Here is a 13,856-nt window from a genome sequence, read left to right on the forward strand (position 1 = left end):
GTTCTCAGGTGTCTTCTCGCGAGGACGGCTTTTTCCCTCGTGGCGGAGCCACTTGGGAAAAAGATCCCGCAGCGAGAAGACACCTGAGGTTCCGCAGAACGACCACCTACGAAGGCCAGGCAGAAGGCCTCAAGCCCTGATGGCGATGGCCATTCCTTGGCCTACTCCCACCGAGGCCGCCGCTATGCCCAGGCCGCCGCCGCGGTGGCGGAGGTGGCGGCAGAGGTCGAGGACGATGCGGGGCATCGAGGCTCCCAGCGGGTGGCCGTAGGCGAGGGCGCCGCCGTGCACGTTGACGCGTTCCCGGTCCACGCCCGGCAGGTGTTCGAGGACGGCGAGCACGACCGCGGCGAACGTCTCGTTGATCTCCCACAGGTCCACGTCGGCCGCGGTGACGTCGAGCTTGCGCAGCAGCGCTCGGATCGCGGGGACCGCGGACAGCGCGAAGTGGTGCGGATCGGTACCGGTGCTCACCGAGCCCACCAGCTCGCCCCACGGCCGCACGCCCAGCCGCTCCGCCTGCTGCTCGGTGCCGATCAGCGCGGCCAGCGCCCCGTCCGAGAGCGGAGCCGAGTTCCCCACCGTGACGGGACCGTCGGGGGAGAACGCGGGGCCGAGCCTGCCGAGCTTGCGCAGGTCGGTGTCGGGGCGCACCGATTCGTCCCGGCGCACCACCGTCCCGTCCGGCGTGGTCACGGGGAACGTGAAGCCGTCGTGCAGTCCGGCGTCCCACGCGGCGGCGGCCCGGCGGTGCGAGCGCAGCGCGCACCCGTCGAGCTGGTCGCGGGTGATGCTCAGGTCGAGTGCGGTCCGCTCCGCGGCGTGCCCCAGCGGCACCGTCCACGCCGACGGCATCCGCGGGTTCACCAGCCGCCAGCCCGCGGCGGTCGACGCCGTCTCCATCCGGTCCGGCATGGCGCGGTCGGCGCGCGGCACCACGAACGGCGCGCGGCTCATGCCTTCCACCCCGCCCGCGATGAGCAGCTCGGCCTCGTCGGCCTTCACCGCTCGTGCCGCCTGCACCAGGGTTTCCCCGCCGGAGGCGCACAGCCTGTTCACGGTGACGCCGGGGACGGTCGTGGGCAGCCCCGCCAGCAGCGCGGCCATCCGCGCCACGTTGCGGTTCTCCTCGCCCGCGCCGTTGGTGTTGCCGTAGAGCACGTCCTCGACCCGCGCCGGGTCCAGCCGTCCGCTGCCCGCGGGCCCGTGCCTGCGCAGCAGTTCGGTGAGTGGCAGCGCGGCGAGATCGTCGACGCGGATCCCGGACAGCGCCCCCCGGTATCGGCCGAACGGGGTGCGGGCGGCGTCGAGGACGTAGGCGCGGGCCATGGCCCCATGCTGACCGAACGGGTGGCGTCGTTAAAGGTCCGCGCGGGGCCTATTCGGTCGCGGGGAGTTCCACCTCGGCGGCCTTCTCGGTGAGCGCGGTGACCCGTCCGCCGCGGGCGCCGAGGTCGCGCAGCTTGCGCAGATCGCGGTCGCCGCGCAGCGGCACCGTGCTGCGCGTCCACTCGCCGTCGCTGAGCCGGTCGAGTTCGCCGCGGGCGGCGTGACCGCCGTCGACGGTCGTCTTCAACGCCCCGGAGGAGGCGAGCGAGCCGCGCGCCGCGCCGAGCCTGCCGAGCGCGTCGTCGACGGCGTCGAGCAGCGCCACCCGGTTCCCCTCGGTCATGGCCCGCACCAGCTCCGGTTCGGACGCGGCGACGCGGGTGGAGTCCCGGAAGGAACCGGCCGCCAGCGACAGCGCGAGCGGCCCGCCGTCGGCGCCGACGGCGGCGAGGATGTTCGCGAACACGTGCGGCAGGTGCGAGATGCGGGCGACCGCCGAGTCGTGCTCGGCGGCGGAGACCGCCACGACGTGGGCGCCGCAGTCCAGCGCGAGCGCGGCCGCGTCGCGCCACGCGTCGAGCGTGGTGCCCTCCTCGACGGCGACGGCCCACGGCGAACCCCGGAACAGGTCGGCGCCGCCGGCGGCCCACCCTGACGACGCGGTGCCCGCCATCGGGTGCCCACCGGCGTAGCGGGCGCCGGGCAGCAGGCTGCGCACCTCGGCGTCGACGGCGTCCTTCACGCTGATCACGTCGGTGAGCCGGGCCTCCGGCGCGTGCCACGCGATCTTGCGCAGCACGTCGCGCACGGCGGTCACCGGAGTGGCGATGACGATCAGGGCGTCCTCGGTCGCCGCGCGGCGCAGCGCGTCCTCGATGCCGGTGACCTCGTAGCCGTCGTCACCGGCTCTGACGGCGTCGTCCGCCCCCGCGGTGGCACCCCAACCAGGGCGTCCGGCGGCGGTGGCGGCGCGCAGCACCGAGCCACCGATCAATCCCAGTCCGATCACGCACACGGCCCGCATGACCACATCCTGCCCGACTCCGGTGCGTGCGCGGGCCACCCGGTCGTGCGGTTGTGCACCCCCGATCGCGGTGCTGAAGGTCACGAGCGCGCAATAGTGCTTTCGGGTGGCACCGGCACGCTCTACGGTTGGGCGCATGACAGGGCAGGAGCCGGTCGCGGGCTTCGCCGTTGCCGTTGTTCGTGAGGACGGCCGGTGGCGGTGCAGCGCGTTGGACGGCTCGGTATTGGGTGGGCTCGACACCACGATCACGGCGCTGCGCGACTTGCGCTCCACCGGCGCGGTGTTCGGCATGTGCAATGTGGACGACGAGTTCTTCGTCCTGATCCGCCCGATCCCCGGCGGGGTGGACCTGCTGCTCTCGGATGCCGCGGCGGCGCTGGACTACGACATCGCCGCCGACGTGCTCGACCTGCTGCGCGCGGACGCCCCGGATGAGGACGACGACGAGGTGTGGCCGGAGGGCAACCTCTCGATCCTCTCCGACATCGGTCTGCCCGAGGGTGAACTCCTGGTGATCATCGAAGAGGTCGACCTGTACCCGGACGAGCAGCTGGAGATGATCGCTCAGCGCTGCGGCTTCGGGGAGCAGTTCGCGGGCGTGCTGGAGAAGCTGGACCAGTGACGGCCCGCGACACCGAGCTGGTGCGCGCGGCGCTGGAGGTCGCTCCCGGTGCGTTGAGCACCGGTGACGTGCCGATCGGCGCGGTCGTGGCGGCCCCGGACGGGACGATCCTCGCTCGCGAGCACAACCGGCGGGAAGCCGCTGCCGACCCGACGGCGCACGCGGAGATCTTGGCGCTGCGCGCCGCCGCCCGCGCGTGGGGCGACGGCTGGCGGCTCTCCGAATGCACCCTGGCGGTCACCGTGGAGCCGTGCACGATGTGCGCGGGCGCGCTGGTGCTGTCGCGGGTGAGCCGTGTCGTGTTCGGCGTGTGGGAGCCGCGCACGGGCGCCGTCGGCTCGTTGTGGGACGTGGTGCGGGATCGCCGCAGCAACCACCGCCCGGAGGTCGTCGGCGGCGTGCTCGCCGCGGACTGCGCCGCGCTGCTGGAGGAGTTCTTCGACGGCAGGCGGTGACCTGCCTCACCTGTGCGTGATGGCGGATCAAGTGGGGTACTCCCACGGTGACGAACCCTGCGGAAGGAGTCACCCATGGGTGTGTTCGACAAGGTCAAGCACCAAGCTCAGCAGCTGACCGGCCGGGCCAAGGAGGCCACGGGAAGCGCGACCGGCAACGACGAGCTCCGCGACGCCGGCAAGCGCGACCAGGTCGAGGGCAAGGTGAAGGAGACCGGCCAGGACGTGAAGGACAAGGCGGCCGGCGCCGTGCAGGACGTCCAGGACAAGTTCAAGGGTTCCGGCGGCGGGACCGGCGGTTCCGCTGATCGCTGACCCCGTCTGCGGATGCCGAACAGGCGTCCAGTAGCCTTGTCGGCGGTAGCGTGTCCGAGCGGCCGAAGGAGCGCGCCTCGAAAGCGCGTGAGGTGAGAGCCTCCGTGGGTTCGAATCCCACCGCTACCGCCAGCGAAGAGCCGGTTCCCTCCGCGAGGGGACCGGCTCTTCGGCGTTCGAGCCCAGGTCGCGGCCGTTCGCGGCGATGTCGCCGAGCGGGGTGAGCCCGGTGCCGCGCCAGGGGCGGTTGGTCGGGTCGGGCAGAGGATCTTCCGTGCCCGTGCCCGTGCCCGTGCCGTGGTTCGCCGGGGTGGCGACGGGCGCGGCGGAACTCGCGATTCGCAACTGAGCGGCAATGCGAATCGAACGGAGGAAATCGGGGAAAAAGGTTTGCCCGTTCAGGCAATTCGTCGATTCATCAGGCTGGGAAAGGGGCTGAAGCCCGGCCGTAGCGGCATACTTCGGCGCTGTGGAGAAACGGCTGGTCGGAGGGATTCCCTAATTGTTCGGGTGGAGCCGTCATCCTTTCGGGGGCGAGGTTCGCGGCGTCCTAGGTTCGGTGGCGAAGCACTTCCCGGAACTGAGAGGACTCTTCTCGATGAAGCGCAGCGCTCTGCTCGTGGCGTCGGTGGTGGTCGGCATGCTCACGCTCGCCGGACCGGCCTCGGCCGCCCCGTCGTACTACCGCACCTACCCGTCGCACGACCTGGCCGCCAAGGCGTGCGAGGTCGGGAAGAAGGAAGGCCGGTGGACGAGCTGCAGCTACCGTCCCGCGGAGCCCGGTCCGAATCCGCCTGTTCAGCTGTGGGTCGCGTGAGTCGTCGCTGATCCCTCGCGGACGTCGCCCTTCGCGCGCGTGCCCCGGACGGGGCGCTCGAGCGGAGGGCGAACGGCTGTCCGGCCGCAGCGTCCCGGCGCCGGGTGCGCGTCCGGATCTGCTTCCGCGTCCGCGAGAAGGTCGCTCTCGCATTTCCGGGTGGAACGTCCGATGCGCCGTTCGGGCGTGTCCGCGCTGCCGATTCCGAGGAATCGCGACTGGCGCAGGGAAATCCCGCGCGAACTCGAGGCCGATATTTGGTGAAATTCCGAGAATGGAAGCGGAATGCTCCGGGAGGGGGCCGGTGAGCAGGCTCCATCGGCGGAGGAGCGCGGAACATGTGTGGAATCGCGGGAATGGTGTCGTTCGGCGACGACTTGAACCGGAAGAGGCACGTCGTCGAGGCGATGACCGAAACGATGGCCTGCCGCGGACCGGACGCGGCGGGGATCTGGCTGGACCGGCACGTCGCGTTGGGCCACCGCAGGCTGGCGGTGATCGACCTCGAAGGCGGTGCGCAGCCGATGCGGGTCGACACCCCCGACGGATCGGTCGTGCTGACCTACAGCGGTGAGGCGTACAACTTCGCGGAATTGCGCGAAGAACTCCGCGTTCGCGGGCACCGCTTCCGGACCTCCAGCGATACCGAGGTGGTGCTGCACGCCTACCTCGAATGGGGCGAGGCGCTCGTCGACCGGCTCAACGGCATGTACGCCTTCGCGATCTGGGACGCGCGGGACGAGAAGCTCGTCATGGTGCGCGACCGGATGGGCATCAAGCCGTTCTACTTCCAGGAGACCGGGGACGGCGTGCTGTTCGGCTCGGAGCCGAAGGCGATCCTGGCCCACCCCGACGTCGAGCCCGTCGTGGAGGCCGACGGCGTCAGCGAACTGCTCGGCGGCGTCAAGACACCGGGGCACGCGATCTGGGCCGGGATGCGCGAGGTGGTGCCGGGCACGCTCGTGGTCGTGGACCGCGCGGGCCTGCGCGAGCGCACGTACTGGAAGCTGCGCACCGCGGAGCACCCCGACGACCTGGACACGACGATCAGCAGCATCCGCGGGCTGCTCGACGACACGGTGCGGCGCCAGCTCACCGCCGACGTGCCGCTCGGGGTGCTGCTGTCCGGCGGGTTGGACTCCAGCGCGCTCACCGCCCTGTCCGCGCAGCAGCTGGCCGCGCAGGGGGAGAAGGTGCGCAGCTTCTCGGTGGACTTCGTCGGGCTCGCCGACAACTTCCAGCCCGACGACATGCGCGCCACCCCGGACTCGCCGTTCGTGCACGACGTGGCGAACCACGTCGGATCGGTGCACCGGGACATCGTGCTCTCCGACGCGGCGCTGGCCGACCCGGCCACCCGGCGGCGGGTGATCGCGGCGAAGGACTTCGCGGTCGGAGCCGCCGACACCGACGTGTCGTTGTACCTGCTGTTCCAGGGCGTTCGCGAGCACTCCACGGTCGCGCTGTCCGGGGAGACCGCCGACGAGCTGTTCGGCGGCTACCCGTGGTTCCACGACCCCGTGGCGCAGCAGGCCGACATCTTCCCGTGGATGGTGCCGGTGCTGGCCGCGGGCGAGGCCTCCGAGGACGACGGCGGGCCCGCCGTCTCGGAGTTCTTCGACCCGGACCTGGACCGCGGGATCGACCTGATGACGTACCTGAAGGACCGCTACCGCGACGCGGTGGCCGAGGTCGAGCCGCTGCCGGGGGAGGGCGCGCACGAGGCGCGGATGCGCGTCATCAGCCACGTGCACCTCACCCGGTTCCTGCGGGCGCTGCTGGACCGCAAGGACCGCATCAGCATGGCCGTCGGCCTGGAGGTGCGGGTCCCGTTCTGCGACCACCGCCTGGTCGAGTACGTCTACAACGCGCCGTGGGCGATGAAGAGCTTCGACGGCAGGGAGAAGAGCCTGCTGCGCGCGGCGACGCGGGACGTGCTGCCGCAGTCGGTGCTGAAGCGGGTGAAGAGCCCGTACCCGTCCACTCAGGACCCCGGCTACGCGGGCAAGTTGCAGGCGATGGGCCGTGAACTGCTCGCCCAGGACCACCCGATGTTCCAGGTGATCTACCGCAAGTGGTTCGAGGTCACGGTGAACACGCCGCCGGCGGTGCTGCCCGACTACGAGCGGGAGAAGCTCGACCGCGCCCTGGACATCGCCACCTGGTTCGACGTCTACCGCCCGCAGATCCGGGTGCCGTAGGGAAAAGCGCTGGATCGTCCCCATTTGGAGCAATTCGTCGCCGAGATCTTCCCGATCTCCCCGAAAACCGCGACCGAGCGGTGTTCCGTCCGATATGTTCGGTTCATCGCAAGGCGGTCGGGCATCGATCAGGGGGATCGAGCTGGGGGACGCAGGGCGTGTTCGATCTGGACGCGCGGCCGAATCGGCCCGCGTCCGGATCCGCCCTGCCGATCAGCAGATGCGTGGCGCCGCCCTGTGTCGGATATGAAGCTGATCAACATTGGGGGCTGATCACGTATCATGACGGAAGATGGTTCGAGCTATTCCCACGACACCGGTGCGATCCGGGATTCGGCCAAGATACTGAGGCAGATAGCTGACGACATCAGATCGGCGCGCGTTGGATTCGAAGGTGCGGACGAGTCCGCTGCCGGAGCGTTTGGTGGGGGCTGGTTCCTTGGTCCTGGTGTATCGCCGTTCGGTGTGCTGGGTGGGAAGTGGCACCAGGTGAGTGCCGGCATAGTTGAGGGGATGACGACCTCGACGAGCCGGGTGGAAGATGCGGCTGAGGCGCTCCTGCGGACCGCTGACGAGTACGAGGAGTCCGATGCGCGGGCTTCAGCTGAGCTCGAGAAGCTGCTCCAGTTCGTCAGTGGTGACCAGATCGGAGGGTGATTCGCCATGCCGAAGGACGACCGAGCGTTCTTTGCGGACGCGGAATCCGCTGATCAGGAGTTCAAGCGGGTGTCGAACGAGAAGTTCCAGGAGAGCTTCGTTTACATGGGCGATATGACCGAGGAGCGGATGGTTCGATTCGACCAGTACTACAACACATTTCGCGGGATGGGTCTTATTTCAGGTGGTACGACGCCTGTGATCGAGCGTATCGAGAGCGAAGTGCGCACTGTTTTGGTCCATTATGAACTGGAGAACGCGGGGCCGATCGGAGATATTAGGCGCATGCTTGATGGTTGGTCGGGCGATTCTAGAAGTGCCTCGTACAATTTCAAAAACCATTACCTGAGGCGGCTCTCGGATTCTATGGCGCGTCAGTATTCAGCCGCCCTTGCAATGCAGTGCGTCATGGAGGCCCATGAAGCCGTCATCGATCAGGCGCGTCAGAGATACTTGGATCTCATCGACAATGCCACTCGCGCGATCGACGAGAGCGTCGAACTTGCCAGGAGGTCGTCCCCCGCGAGCTCCCTGACGACCGTGATCAGCGCCATCGCCACCGGGTTCACTATCGGGGCGCCGACCGGCGGAGCTCATGGAGCTGTCGTTGGCGCGATCGTGGGAGCGGCAGCCGCTGCGATCCAGACGATCGGTACTCACCTCGATTCCACATCATCGACGCCCGTGGGCAGCGAGTGGTACAGCATCGCTGACGACACCCTCATCAAGCTCGACGCAGTGCTGACCGCTGTCGGGGAGGAGACACGCGAGGTGGAAAAGTCGCTCGACCAGGTTCTCCAAGACATCGGCAAGAGGGACTTCCTGGCACCGCAGGTCTAGCTTGGTGGCCCGATGTAAAGCCGCTCGTAGCCTCCTGCGGGTCCGCGCCGCTTCGGCGGTGCGGACCCGTGCGTCGCCGGTTCGCCATGCGAACTGGGGTCTTCGGTCACCCCGGCGCAGTACCGTCTGTCCTCGACTGATCGTCGAGTGACAGGGGAGTGAGCTCGTGCACGGATCGTCGAAGGTGCTGGCCGGAGCGTTGGCCGCGTGCGGGGTGCTGGTGGTGCTGCCGGGCTCCGCCGCCGCGGCGGAGGTCCGGATCCACGACGTCCAAGGCGCAGGCCGGGTTTCCCCGCTGTTGGGCCAGGAGGTCGCGGGGGTCCGGGGTGTCGTCACGGCGGTGCGCCCGGAGGGGAATTCGCCGGGTTTCTGGTTCCAGGACCCGAATCCGGACGGTGATCCGCGCACCAGCGAGGGCCTGTTCGTCTACACCCCCGACGAGGCGCCGCGGGTCGCGGTGGGCGACGCGGTGTCTGTGTCCGGCACCGTCGCCGAGTACTACGCGGTCGGTGACGGCGAGCAGCCGGAGACCACGCCGAACCAGTCGGTCACCGAGCTCGCCGGTGCGACGTGGCAGGTCACCGGCACCGCGCCGGTCCCCGCGGCGGAACCGATCACCCCGGATTCGGTGCCGGAGGCGTACGCGCCGGACGGCGAGCTGGACGCGCTACCGCTGGACCCGGCCCGGTTCGCGCTGGACTTCTACGAGTCCCGCGAGCACATGGCCATCGCCGTCGAGGACGCCCGCGTCGTCGGGCCAGCGGATTCCTACGGCGCGCTCACCGTCACCTCGAAGCCCGGGCAGAACACGGGCGAGCGCGGCACCACCACCTACACCGGCTACGACCAGCAGAACTCGGGGCGGTTGAAGGTGGAGCCGATCGGCGCGCCCGCTCCGGCGGCGAACGTCGGCGATCAGCTCGCCGGGCGCACCGAAGGCCCGCTGGACTACAGCCGCTTCGGCGGCTACCTGCTGGCGGCGACGGCGCTGGGCGAGCACCGGCCCGTCGGGGTGCGCCCGGAGGTCACCCGCCCGCCGGGCGAGGACGAGCTGGTGGTGGCGACCTACAACGTCGAGAACCTCTCCGCGACCGACGAGCAGGGCAAGTTCGACCGGCTCGCCCACGGCGTGACCACGAACCTCGCCGCCCCCGACGTGATCTCGCTGGAGGAGGTGCAGGACGACACCGGAGCCACCGACGACGGCGTGGTCACCGCGGACCGGACCTTGGGCCGGTTCGCCGACGCGATCGAAGCGGCCGGCGGGCCGCACTACGAGTGGCGGCAGATCGACCCGGTCGACGGGGCCGACGGCGGCGAACCGGGCGGCAACATCCGGGTGGCGTTCCTGTTCGACCCGGCGCGGGTGTCCTTCGTGGACCGTCCCGGCGGGGACGCGGGAACTCCCGTGGAGGCCGTCGAATCCGGTGAGCGGGCGGGGCTGAGCGCCTCACCCGGCCGGATCGCGCCGGGTGACGACGCGTGGCGGGCCAGCCGCAAGCCGCTCGTCGGCGAGTTCACCTTCCGCGGCGAGCAGGTGTTCGTGGTCGCGAACCACTTCACCTCCAAGGGCGGCGACCAGCCGCTGCACGGTCGTGTGCAGCCCCCGGTGCGGAGCTCGGAACAGCAGCGGATCGCGCAGGCCCGGTTGGTGCGTGGGTTCGTCGCCGACCTGGTGGCGATCGACCCGCAGGCGAAGGTCCTGGTCACCGGCGACCTCAACGACTTCGGTTTCTCCCCGGCGGTGTCCGCGCTGACCGACGGAGGGCTGCTGTCGTCGCCCGCGGCGTCGCTGCCGCCGACCGAGCGCTACAGCTACGTCTACGAGGGCAACGCCCAAGCCCTCGACCACGTCCTGATCACCCCCGGCGTCGGCGAGGTCGACTACGACGTCGTGCACATCAACGCCGAGTTCGCCGACCAGGCCAGCGACCACGACCCCCAACTCATCCGCATGCGGTGATCCGCCGCTTGGTTTTCCTTGGAACGCAAGGAAAAGAAGGACTTCGATCAGGTGGCGCCGCTCAGGTTCCGGGAGGTGAGACCCGATACAAGGGTGATCAGAGTTTCGCGGAGATTCGAGTATCTCACCGCGAGCGAGAGGATCGCCGTTGCCGTTCAAAGTGGGGGAGTTGCTCAAGTGGATCGAGGCGGACGGTTGGGTGCTGAAACGAACCCGTGGCAGTCATCGCCAGTATCAGCACCCGGTCAAGCCGGGGAAGGTGACGGTAGCCGGAAAGCCCAGCGATACGTTGCACCCGCGCACCGAGGCGAGCATCCTGAAGCAGGCTGGACTCGATCGGAGGCCGTAGTGAGCGAATATCTCGTGCTCGTCGAGCGGGACGACGAGGGGGGCTTCAGCTCCTGGGCTCCTGACCTCCCCGGAGTCGCCGCAGCGGCCGCCACTTATCAGGAATGCGTCTTGCTCATGCGCGAGGCCGTCGAATTCCACTTGGAAGGGATTCGCGAGGACGGTGACGTGGTCCCGACGCCGACCGTGGTCGGTGCGGTGACCATCGAAGCGGCCTGATCAGAGTTCGGGTGAGCCGAGCCCCGGTGCGCGTTCGTCCGCTCCGGGGCTCGATGTTGTGCGAGGCCGTCCCCGCTGGGCAAGACGATCTTCGACTGGTTCACCGCTCCTGGGAACTTCCTCTACTGGGGGTCACTCAAAGTGAGTACGCTGTGGTCACTGGGTGACGAAGGGGGGAGTTATGGGGCAACCGCAGCGGGACGCGTCGAAAGGTGAAGTGCAGGAGCTGGGCGATTCGGCCTAGCGGCGCGGGCGATGCCGCAGCGGCCCGAGCCGAGGTCGCGCCACGGCGTTCGGTGGGCGCCGGGGTCGTGCGGATCCGGGTCCGCGAAACGCGGAAGGCCCGGTGCTCGCTGAGCACCGGGCCTTCCGATCGGCGGAGGATACGGGATTCGAACCCGTGAGGGCTATTAACCCAACACGATTTCCAATCGTGCGCCTTAGGCCGCTCGGCCAATCCTCCACGCGGAAGTGTACGTGAGGCCGATGATCAGCTCGTGCAGGGGTCCCCCGCGTGCTGACCAGCGGCGGCGAAGATCGACCGCGCGGGCGCGACACCGCTCAGAGCGCGCGCAGCACCCGGATCCGATCCTGCTGCGAGCGCTGCGCCACGGCCGCCTCCGGGACGGCGCTCTCGAACGCGTGCGGGCACCCCGGCCGCACGTGCAGTTCCACCGGCGTGCCCGCGGCGGCGAGCCTGCGGGCGTACTCGATGTCCTCGTCCCGGAAGATGTCGAGGTCGCCGACGTCCACGTAGGCCGGGGGCAGGCCGCTGAGATCGTCGGCGCGGGCGGGCGCTGCGATCGCGGGGACGTCCGCGGTGCCCGCGAGGTCGCCGAGCAGCGCGTGCCAGCCGGTGAAGTTGCGGTCGTAGGACCAGGTCGCCAGCGATTCCAGCTCGGGGTCCGGTTCGATGTTGCGGTCGTCGAGCATCGGGTAGATCAAGACCTGTCGGGCCAGCGGCAACCCGCGTTCCCGCGCCAGGAGCGTGACGCCCGCGGCGAGACCGCCGCCCGCGCTCTCACCCATGATCGCGATGCGCGCGGGGTCGACCCCCAGCTCGGCGGCGTGCTCGTGCAGCCAGGCCGAAGCCGCGTAGGCGTCCTCGACGGGCGCGGGGTGGGGGTGCTCGGGCGCGCACCGGTAGTCCACGGCGAGCACCGGGACCCCGGAGGCGGCGGCGAGCCGGGCGGCCTGCGGCAGGCACGGATCGACGTCGCCGAAGACCATCCCGCCGCCGTGCAGCCACACCACCGCCGAGCCGGACCGTTCGCCGTCCGGGGCGAGCCACCGCAGCGCGATCTCGGCGCCGTCGGCGCTGGTCGCGGTGAAGTCGCTCCTGGACACGCCCGGCACCGGCGGCAGCGCGGCGGCCGCGCTCATCGCCGTCTCGATCTGGCGTCGGATCGCGAGCGCGTCGCCGCGGGCCTCGGGCGCGGGGCGGTTCGCGAAGTACGCCTCCATCGCCGGTTTCAGTTCGGGGTCCAGTTCGAGCGGCACGGGGTCCTCGGCTTCCGATCGGAGTCCAGGCCGAGGCTAGGCGCCACCACCGACGATCTCCGCCCGCCCACCGCTGAACGGGGAAACGCCCGGTCACGAGAGGTTCAGCTCCCGGCGTACATCAGCTCCCACACGTGGCCGTCGACGTCCTGGAAGCTCCCGCCGTACATCGGCCCCATCTCGGAGCTCGGCTTCCACGGCTTGCCGCCCGCCTCGATGGCCTTGGCGACGAGGTCGTCGACCTGGTCGCGGGTCTCGACGCTGAGGCAGTTGAGGACCTCGGTCGTCGTCGTGGCGTCGCTGATGTCGCCGTTGACGAACTCGGCGAAGCGGTCGTGCTCCAGCATCATCACCATGATGTTCTCCTCGACGACCATGCAGATCGTCTTCTCGTCGGAGAACTCGTCGTTGAAGCCGAAGCCGAGTTCGGCGAAGAACGCCTTCGAACGCTGCACGTCCTTGACCGGCAGGTTCACGAAGATCATGCGCATGGCGGGCCTCCTGGAGAGCTCTGGCTCACGTTCCACCGGGTAGACCCCCGGCGGACGTGGAACTCATCGGATACCCGCGATGTCCCGCCGCATCCCGCGACGGCGAGGCGGCCGCCGGAGCGTGCGGGCCGGTCGGCGCGAGTTCCCCCGCGCCGACCGGCCTCCGGACTCAGGACTCGATGTTCAAGCAGGCCGCGCGGCCACCGGCCTTGCCGGCCTGGCCGGCGGCGGTGTTCGTGTTGGACTCCTCGTGGATCACGATCGACTTGGGCGCGCGCTCGCCGGTGATGCCGAACGGCACGTTCGCCGAAGCCTGCCCCGCGCCCTGCGCGTCCGTCTGCAGGTCGAGCCAGATCTCGTTCTGCGGGTTGGCGTACGCCGGGTCCGCGGACGGGCTCTGCGGCGAGGCGGCCGGGTCCTGCTTGTTCTGGAAGTGCGGTCCCGCCGCGTCGCCCGTCGGGCCGCAGGCGTTGACGTGCGCGTGCACCGCGTAACCGCGGTTCGGCTGCAAGCCGGTGACCTCGAAGTCCACCACCGTGGACTGCTCGGAGCCCTCGACGGTGGCCTTGACCTTCGCCCCCGCCGGCGCGAGCGCCGGGTTGTAGGTGAAGGCCGAACCCTGGCCGCCGGGCTGCGCCAGCGTGCCTTCGAACGAACCGGTCTTCGCGTCGCCGCCACCGGTTTGCGTCTGCTCCGCCGGCGGCGGAGGCGTGCCCGGACCGGGCGGCTGGGAGGACGGCTCGCCAGGGGGCGTGCACGCGGTCAGCGCGAGGGCCGCGACCGCGCTGCCGAGGACGAGGACCCGGCGACCGGCAAAAGTGATCCGCTGAGACATGCCGCAGATCATGCCCGAAACAGGCGAAACAGGCGATCACCGGCCCAGGTGGTGAGCGTGACAGCGACCCCGATGGGGGAGCGTTCACAGCCCCGGAGCGGACGCGTTAGACTCTTGGCGGGACTCCGTGCGACGTCCATCCTGTGAACTCCCCCAGGGCCGGAAGGCAGCAAGGGTAAGCGGGCTCTGGCGGGTGCGCGGGGTCCCGCTTACTTTTCCCCGGCCGCCGCACCCGCG

At 70.0% G+C, this 13,856-nt stretch carries 15 protein-coding genes, 2 tRNA genes and 1 other RNA gene; 12 read left to right on the top strand and 6 right to left on the bottom strand.

Annotation, left to right across the window (positions count from 1 at the left end; all coding sequences use genetic code 11):
* Positions 1 to 129: 129 nt before the first annotated feature.
* Both ACWD38_RS07860 and ACWD38_RS07865 read right to left on the bottom strand, forming a co-directional pair.
* The gene (locus tag ACWD38_RS07860; RefSeq protein ID WP_184483744.1) at positions 130 to 1,329 is read right to left on the bottom strand and encodes a thiolase family protein; all 1,200 of its coding nucleotides are present in this window, start codon (positions 1,327 to 1,329) and stop codon (positions 130 to 132) included.
* Positions 1,330 to 1,378: 49 nt separating this feature from the next.
* Positions 1,379 to 2,353, bottom strand: a complete 975-nt coding sequence (locus ACWD38_RS07865) for a prephenate dehydrogenase (protein ID WP_184483742.1) — start codon at positions 2,351 to 2,353, stop codon at positions 1,379 to 1,381.
* A 136-nt stretch (positions 2,354 to 2,489) separates the two neighbouring features.
* Between ACWD38_RS07865 and ACWD38_RS07870 the strand changes: the two genes are divergently transcribed.
* From ACWD38_RS07870 to ACWD38_RS07920, 11 genes are all read left to right on the top strand, one after another.
* Positions 2,490 to 2,978: a tRNA adenosine deaminase-associated protein gene (locus ACWD38_RS07870; protein WP_184483740.1), complete on the top strand. Its 489-nt coding sequence runs from the start codon at positions 2,490 to 2,492 to the stop codon at positions 2,976 to 2,978.
* On the top strand, positions 2,975 to 3,433 hold the full coding sequence (locus tag ACWD38_RS07875; RefSeq protein ID WP_184483738.1) for a nucleoside deaminase: 459 nt from the start codon (positions 2,975 to 2,977) through the stop codon (positions 3,431 to 3,433). The genes ACWD38_RS07870 and ACWD38_RS07875 overlap by 4 nt, the downstream gene beginning before the upstream one ends.
* A gap of 75 nt (positions 3,434 to 3,508) precedes the next feature.
* A complete protein-coding gene (locus tag ACWD38_RS07880) occupies positions 3,509 to 3,748 on the top strand; it encodes a CsbD family protein (RefSeq protein ID WP_184483736.1) in 240 nt (79 codons plus the stop codon).
* Positions 3,749 to 3,792: 44 nt separating this feature from the next.
* Positions 3,793 to 3,880: transfer RNA gene (locus ACWD38_RS07885), tRNA-Ser, on the top strand.
* 466 nt (positions 3,881 to 4,346) lie between these two features.
* Entirely contained in the window at positions 4,347 to 4,565 is a 219-nt protein-coding gene (locus tag ACWD38_RS07890) for a hypothetical protein (protein WP_184483734.1), read from the top strand.
* Positions 4,566 to 4,903: 338 nt separating this feature from the next.
* Positions 4,904 to 6,766, top strand: coding sequence for an asparagine synthase (glutamine-hydrolyzing) (gene asnB, locus ACWD38_RS07895; protein ID WP_184483732.1), 1,863 nt, complete (start codon positions 4,904 to 4,906; stop codon positions 6,764 to 6,766).
* Between the two features lie 282 nt (positions 6,767 to 7,048).
* The gene (locus ACWD38_RS07900) at positions 7,049 to 7,423 is read left to right on the top strand and encodes a hypothetical protein (protein ID WP_450123638.1); all 375 of its coding nucleotides are present in this window, start codon (positions 7,049 to 7,051) and stop codon (positions 7,421 to 7,423) included.
* A 6-nt stretch (positions 7,424 to 7,429) separates the two neighbouring features.
* Positions 7,430 to 8,263 (top strand): hypothetical protein, encoded by an 834-nt coding sequence (locus ACWD38_RS07905; RefSeq protein ID WP_450123639.1) that lies wholly within the window; start codon positions 7,430 to 7,432, stop codon positions 8,261 to 8,263.
* A 166-nt stretch (positions 8,264 to 8,429) separates the two neighbouring features.
* On the top strand, positions 8,430 to 10,226 hold the full coding sequence (locus ACWD38_RS07910; RefSeq protein ID WP_450123640.1) for an endonuclease/exonuclease/phosphatase family protein: 1,797 nt from the start codon (positions 8,430 to 8,432) through the stop codon (positions 10,224 to 10,226).
* Positions 10,227 to 10,374: 148 nt separating this feature from the next.
* Positions 10,375 to 10,575: a type II toxin-antitoxin system HicA family toxin gene (locus ACWD38_RS07915; protein ID WP_184483728.1), complete on the top strand. Its 201-nt coding sequence runs from the start codon at positions 10,375 to 10,377 to the stop codon at positions 10,573 to 10,575.
* Positions 10,575 to 10,793: a type II toxin-antitoxin system HicB family antitoxin gene (locus ACWD38_RS07920; protein WP_184483726.1), complete on the top strand. Its 219-nt coding sequence runs from the start codon at positions 10,575 to 10,577 to the stop codon at positions 10,791 to 10,793. Before ACWD38_RS07915 ends, ACWD38_RS07920 begins: the two co-directional genes overlap by 1 nt.
* Positions 10,794 to 11,170: 377 nt before the next feature.
* Here the strand turns inward: ACWD38_RS07920 and ACWD38_RS07925 are convergent.
* The 4 genes from ACWD38_RS07925 to ACWD38_RS07940 all read right to left on the bottom strand — a co-directional run bounded on the left by ACWD38_RS07925 (position 11,171) and on the right by ACWD38_RS07940 (position 13,619).
* Positions 11,171 to 11,256, bottom strand: a tRNA-Ser gene (locus ACWD38_RS07925).
* Positions 11,257 to 11,354: 98 nt separating this feature from the next.
* Positions 11,355 to 12,293 (bottom strand): alpha/beta hydrolase, encoded by a 939-nt coding sequence (locus ACWD38_RS07930; protein ID WP_343071618.1) that lies wholly within the window; start codon positions 12,291 to 12,293, stop codon positions 11,355 to 11,357.
* 104 nt (positions 12,294 to 12,397) lie between these two features.
* Positions 12,398 to 12,784, bottom strand: a complete 387-nt coding sequence (locus ACWD38_RS07935) for a VOC family protein (protein ID WP_184483724.1) — start codon at positions 12,782 to 12,784, stop codon at positions 12,398 to 12,400.
* A gap of 169 nt (positions 12,785 to 12,953) precedes the next feature.
* Positions 12,954 to 13,619, bottom strand: coding sequence for a superoxide dismutase family protein (locus ACWD38_RS07940; RefSeq protein ID WP_184483722.1), 666 nt, complete (start codon positions 13,617 to 13,619; stop codon positions 12,954 to 12,956).
* Positions 13,620 to 13,735: 116 nt separating this feature from the next.
* On the opposite strand from ACWD38_RS07940, the gene ffs reads away from it, so the two are divergent.
* An RNA gene (gene ffs / locus ACWD38_RS07945) (signal recognition particle sRNA small type) lies at positions 13,736 to 13,832 on the top strand.
* Positions 13,833 to 13,856: the final 24 nt, after the last annotated feature.

Source organism: Saccharopolyspora sp. NPDC002578 (genome assembly GCF_053592695.1).

Bases quoted from the DNA above. Each gene is read 5' to 3' on its own strand.
- ACWD38_RS07905 (WP_450123639.1), top strand. From the start codon at position 7,430: ATGCCGAAGGACGACCGAGCGTTCTTTGCGGACGCGGAATCCGCTGAT.
- ACWD38_RS07880 (WP_184483736.1), top strand. From the start codon at position 3,509: ATGGGTGTGTTCGACAAGGTCAAGCACCAAGCTCAGCAGCTGACCGGC.
- ACWD38_RS07900 (WP_450123638.1), top strand. From the start codon at position 7,049: ATGACGGAAGATGGTTCGAGCTATTCCCACGACACCGGTGCGATCCGG.
- ACWD38_RS07940 (WP_184483722.1), bottom strand. From the start codon at position 13,619: ATGTCTCAGCGGATCACTTTTGCCGGTCGCCGGGTCCTCGTCCTCGGC.
- ACWD38_RS07860 (WP_184483744.1), bottom strand. From the start codon at position 1,329: ATGGCCCGCGCCTACGTCCTCGACGCCGCCCGCACCCCGTTCGGCCGA.
- ACWD38_RS07865 (WP_184483742.1), bottom strand. From the start codon at position 2,353: ATGCGGGCCGTGTGCGTGATCGGACTGGGATTGATCGGTGGCTCGGTG.
- ACWD38_RS07935 (WP_184483724.1), bottom strand. From the start codon at position 12,784: ATGCGCATGATCTTCGTGAACCTGCCGGTCAAGGACGTGCAGCGTTCG.
- ACWD38_RS07890 (WP_184483734.1), top strand. From the start codon at position 4,347: ATGAAGCGCAGCGCTCTGCTCGTGGCGTCGGTGGTGGTCGGCATGCTC.
- ACWD38_RS07870 (WP_184483740.1), top strand. From the start codon at position 2,490: ATGACAGGGCAGGAGCCGGTCGCGGGCTTCGCCGTTGCCGTTGTTCGT.
- asnB (WP_184483732.1), top strand. From the start codon at position 4,904: ATGTGTGGAATCGCGGGAATGGTGTCGTTCGGCGACGACTTGAACCGG.